The organism is Guyparkeria sp. (assembly GCF_041687595.1).
Lineage (GTDB): Bacteria > Pseudomonadota > Gammaproteobacteria > Halothiobacillales > Halothiobacillaceae > Guyparkeria.
Genome location: NZ_JAWLBP010000039.1, coordinates 1 through 3,788 on the forward strand (window position 1 = coordinate 1; position 3,788 = coordinate 3,788).

The following is a 3,788-nucleotide window of genomic DNA, read 5'->3' on the forward strand; positions in this document are numbered from 1 at the left end:
ACGGTGTAGGTCTTGCCCTGCTTGACCTTCTCGTAGTTGCCGAACTGCTCCTTCATCGTGCGCTTGAAGTACTCGCGCAGGCCGTTGATCGATACGAACCAGACCTCGCCGCCGCGGTTGAGGCCCCGCCAGGTGTCGAACAGCATGATCTGCCACATCTCCTTGCCCACCTTGGCCGGCACGTTCGAGTAGAGCCGATCGAACCCCTCGCCATCCACCGCCGACAGGCCGTTGGACAACCGGGCCTCGGCGTTCTCCAGCCGATTGCGGCCCAGGTTGCCCTGGGCGTAGTCGACCGCGACAAAATCCTTGTCCAGCAGGATCACCCGGCCGTCCGGGCAGGCCTTGGCCATGGTGGCCCCGATGGGGCCGTAACCACAGCCCAGATCGACGATGGTGCTGCCGGCCGGCGGGATCGGGGTGTGCTCGAGCAGCAGGCGAGTGCCCGCATCGATCTCGCGGGGCGAGAACAGCCCCCAGGTCGAATGGAGCACGAGCCGGTGGCCGAGGAGTTCGCAGTCGATCACCTGGTCCCGCCGCAGTGCGGCGATGTCTTTAGGGGTCATCATGTCTTTTGGCTCTAAGGTTTTGGCGCGTGGGCAGGTTCAGTGGTCGTCTCGAGAGTCTCGCCTCTCCCTTTCGAGGCGGCAGGCGCGGCACAGGCCGCGCAGTTCGACGACCTCCGAGCGGGGGGTGAAGCCGGATCGGGCGGCCAGGTCGCCCAGCGCCGAGTGCACCGCCTCGCTGCTCTGCTCCTCGATATCGCCGCACTGGCTGCAGATCAGGAGGATCGCGTGATGGGGGTCCTGCGGGTGGGCGCAGCCGATGAAGGCGTTCAGGCTTTCGATGCGGTGGATCAGGCCCTGGGCGAGCAGGAAATCCAGTGCCCGGTAGACCGTGGGCGGCTTGACCTGTTCGCCGTGACGCGAGAGGCGTTCGATCAGGTCGTAGGCCTTGGTCGCCTCGTGGTTCGCCCAGACTTCCCTGAGCACCCGGCGACGAATCGGAGTCAGCCGGGCGCCGGCTTCCTGGCAGATTGTCTCGGCCCGGGCCAGGGCGGCTTCGATGCATTGATCATGGTCGTGACAGGCGCAGGACATGATGTGGGCTTTCAATCGCTCGTGGGCAGGTCATCATAGCGCAGTTGTCTTCTGCGGTGAGCAGAAGCAAAGTTGACTCCGGATCAACGATCTCGATAGGGGATGCGTTGAAATTTGATCATTTGGGTCGCATTATTAAGAAGTAGCTAATAAACACGGCCGAGCATGTGCCGCACGCCCCGCCCGGGACAACCGAGGTGGAGCGTGTGCCGTGTACGGCGAGGGGGAGGAGCGATGAGCAAGCAGTTCGAGGACCATTTCCTGGCGACGCGTCGCCGGTTCCTGCGCAACGTCGGTGTGGCCGCGGGGCTTTCCGTTGTTCCGCTCTCCTGGTCGTCCCGGGTGTTCGCCGAGGAGGAAATGGTGGTCGAGGGGCCGCCGATGCCCGACATCCCGGCGACCAAGATCACCGACAACGTCTACGTGATCGTCTCCCCCTGGGGCTTCCCGTCCGTGGAAAACCAGGGAATGATGAGCAACGTCACCTTCGCGATCACCGAGAAGGGGGTGGTGATCATCGACAGCGGCGCTTCCCTGCAGATCGGTCGCATGGCGATCCGCCAGATCCGCAAGTTCAGCGACAAGCCGATCGTGGCGATCTTCAACACCCACTATCACGGTGACCACTGGCTCGGGAACCACGCCTTCGTGGAAGAGAACCCCGACGTACCGATCTACGCGCACGAGAAGACCGCGTCGGCTATCCGCAGCAACCAGGGCGATTTCTGGAAGAGCCTGATGGAACGGTCCACCGGCGATGCGATCGCCGGCACGGTGGTCACGCCGCCGAACGAGGTGGTTGGCCATGGCGACGAATTCGACTTCGGCGACATGACCATGCGGGTGCATTTCTACGGCACGGCCCACACTCCGTCGGACATCAGCATCGAGATCGTCGAGAAGGGCATCGTCCACGTCGGGGACATCGCCATGAACAATCGCATCGCTTTCATGGACGACGGCAGCTTCCTGGGCACGTTCAAGGCGTTCGACAAGCTCGAGGAGGCGGTGCCCGAGGGGTTCTGGATCCCGGCACACGGCTTCCCCGCCTACGAGTTGATCGAGCGGAACCGCATCCTGTTCGAGGGGATCTACGAGTCGGCCGAGAAGGCGGTCAACGAGATGGCCAGCCCGGACGAGGTCAAGGACTACGTGCTCGAGGACGAACGAGTGCAGGAGATGGCGCCCTACGTCGACGGCTTCGACGAGAACATCGGCAAGTACGCGTCGCTGGCGTACCTCGAGGCCGAGGCGGCTGCTTTCTAGGATCGCGGCCCCGCGGGCATGGTGGCCCGCTCGCATGCATGAATGATGTTTCAGGTCCGCCGGATGGTCGGGCCTTCAAGGATTTTTTTTCGCTGATTCCAGGAGGTCCAGCAGGGAATGTCTTGCCAAGTCCGGCCATTGTGGCCACCTTTCGTTGCCGGGGTCGTGCTCGGCCTCGTCGTGCTCCTCACCTTCATACTGGTCGGCAACGGCATGGGCTCGTCCGGTGCCTTTGCCCGTTTCGCCACCGAGATCGGCCTGCAGGTCGCTCCCGAGGCGACCCGCGACAACGGCTACCTCGGCGGAATGGCCCAGGGCAACCCGCTGGCGTCCTGGATCGTGCTGGCCGTAGTGGGCATCTTCATCGGTGCCATTCTGGCCTCGGTTTCTTCGGGGCGCTTCCGTCTCAAGGTCGATCGTGGTTCCGGGCGCATCGGCGTGGCTCCTCGCCTGCTGCTCGCCCTCGGCGGAGGTTTGCTGGCGGGCTTCGGCTCGCGGCTGGCGGCTGGCTGCACCAGCGGTGTGGGCCTGTCGAATACCGCCATGCTTGGCGTGGCCGGTTTCGTGTTCCTGATCGCCTTCTTCGTGGTCGGAATCCTTGTGAGCCTGCTGATGCGGAGGGTTTGGTAATGGATTACGGTACTGCGGGAACCGCACTCGCCACGGGGATCCTCTTCGGATTCGTGCTCGAGCAGGCCGGCTTCGGTTCGCCCTGCAAGCTCACCGCCCAGTTCCGGCTGACGGACTGGTCGGTATTCAAGGTCATGTTCACGGCGATCATCGTCGCGGCCATCGGCATCCTGCTGCTGCAGGTCGACAACACCTTCGGCTCGCAGGGCTTCTACGTCGCCGAGATGTACCTCTGGGGCACGATCCTCGGCGGTGTGCTCATCGGGGCGGGTTTCGCCATCGGTGGCTACTGTCCGGGCACCTCCGTCGTGGGGCTGGGGAGCGGCCGGCTCGACGGGCTGGTGTTCATGCTCGGCATGGTCGTCGGCGTGTGGGCCTTTGCCGGCGTCTACGACACGAGCACGATCCAGTCCATCGTCAACGGCGCCCAGGTGTCGGCCAAGACCGTGCCGGAGCTGTTCGGCGTCTCGCCCTGGCTCATCGTCGTCGCCATGATCCTGATGCTCATCGGTGGCTTCGCGGTCGGGCGGATGCTCGAGCAGCGTAGCCACGGCGTCTACACGGCCGAGGACATTACTGAAGACCATACTCCGGGTGAGGCAGATGGCCTGGGCCGTGATCTTGCCCGCGAGGCGACCGCAGAAAGCCGTTCGAACCAGGATTGACCGGAACCCGACGGGGCGAGGCCGGGTCGAACGGTCTTGCCCCGACAATCTTCAGGAGAGCCCATTCGATGGAAACCAGAAAGATCTCTAAGCGTGCCCGCGCCCGTCGGGCACTCAAGGCATCCAT

General features: G+C 64.1%; 5 protein-coding genes. 3 read left to right on the plus strand and 2 right to left on the minus strand.

The genetic code is table 11. From position 1 onward, the window contains the following. Window positions 1-569 (minus strand): class I SAM-dependent methyltransferase (locus ACESL5_RS07105; RefSeq protein ID WP_372592083.1); only part of this gene is annotated, 569 nt, incomplete at its 3' end. Window positions 570-605: 36 nt separating this feature from the next. Continuing rightward, the gene (locus tag ACESL5_RS07110) at window positions 606-1,115 is read right to left on the minus strand and encodes a transcriptional repressor (protein WP_372592084.1); all 510 of its coding nucleotides are present in this window, start codon (window positions 1,113-1,115) and stop codon (window positions 606-608) included. Window positions 1,116-1,334: 219 nt separating this feature from the next. On the opposite strand from ACESL5_RS07110, the gene ACESL5_RS07115 reads away from it, so the two are divergent. The 3 genes from ACESL5_RS07115 (at window position 1,335) to ACESL5_RS07125 (ending at window position 3,661) form a co-directional block, all read left to right on the plus strand. Next, window positions 1,335-2,366: an MBL fold metallo-hydrolase gene (locus ACESL5_RS07115; RefSeq protein ID WP_372592085.1), complete on the plus strand. Its 1,032-nt coding sequence runs from the start codon at window positions 1,335-1,337 to the stop codon at window positions 2,364-2,366. Between the two features lie 117 nt (window positions 2,367-2,483). Continuing rightward, on the plus strand, window positions 2,484-2,996 hold the full coding sequence (locus tag ACESL5_RS07120; RefSeq protein ID WP_372592086.1) for a YeeE/YedE thiosulfate transporter family protein: 513 nt from the start codon (window positions 2,484-2,486) through the stop codon (window positions 2,994-2,996). Beyond that, complete coding sequence (locus ACESL5_RS07125; RefSeq protein WP_372592087.1) at window positions 2,996-3,661, plus strand: DUF6691 family protein; 666 nt, start codon at window positions 2,996-2,998, stop codon at window positions 3,659-3,661. Before ACESL5_RS07120 ends, ACESL5_RS07125 begins: the two co-directional genes overlap by 1 nt. Window positions 3,662-3,788: the final 127 nt, after the last annotated feature.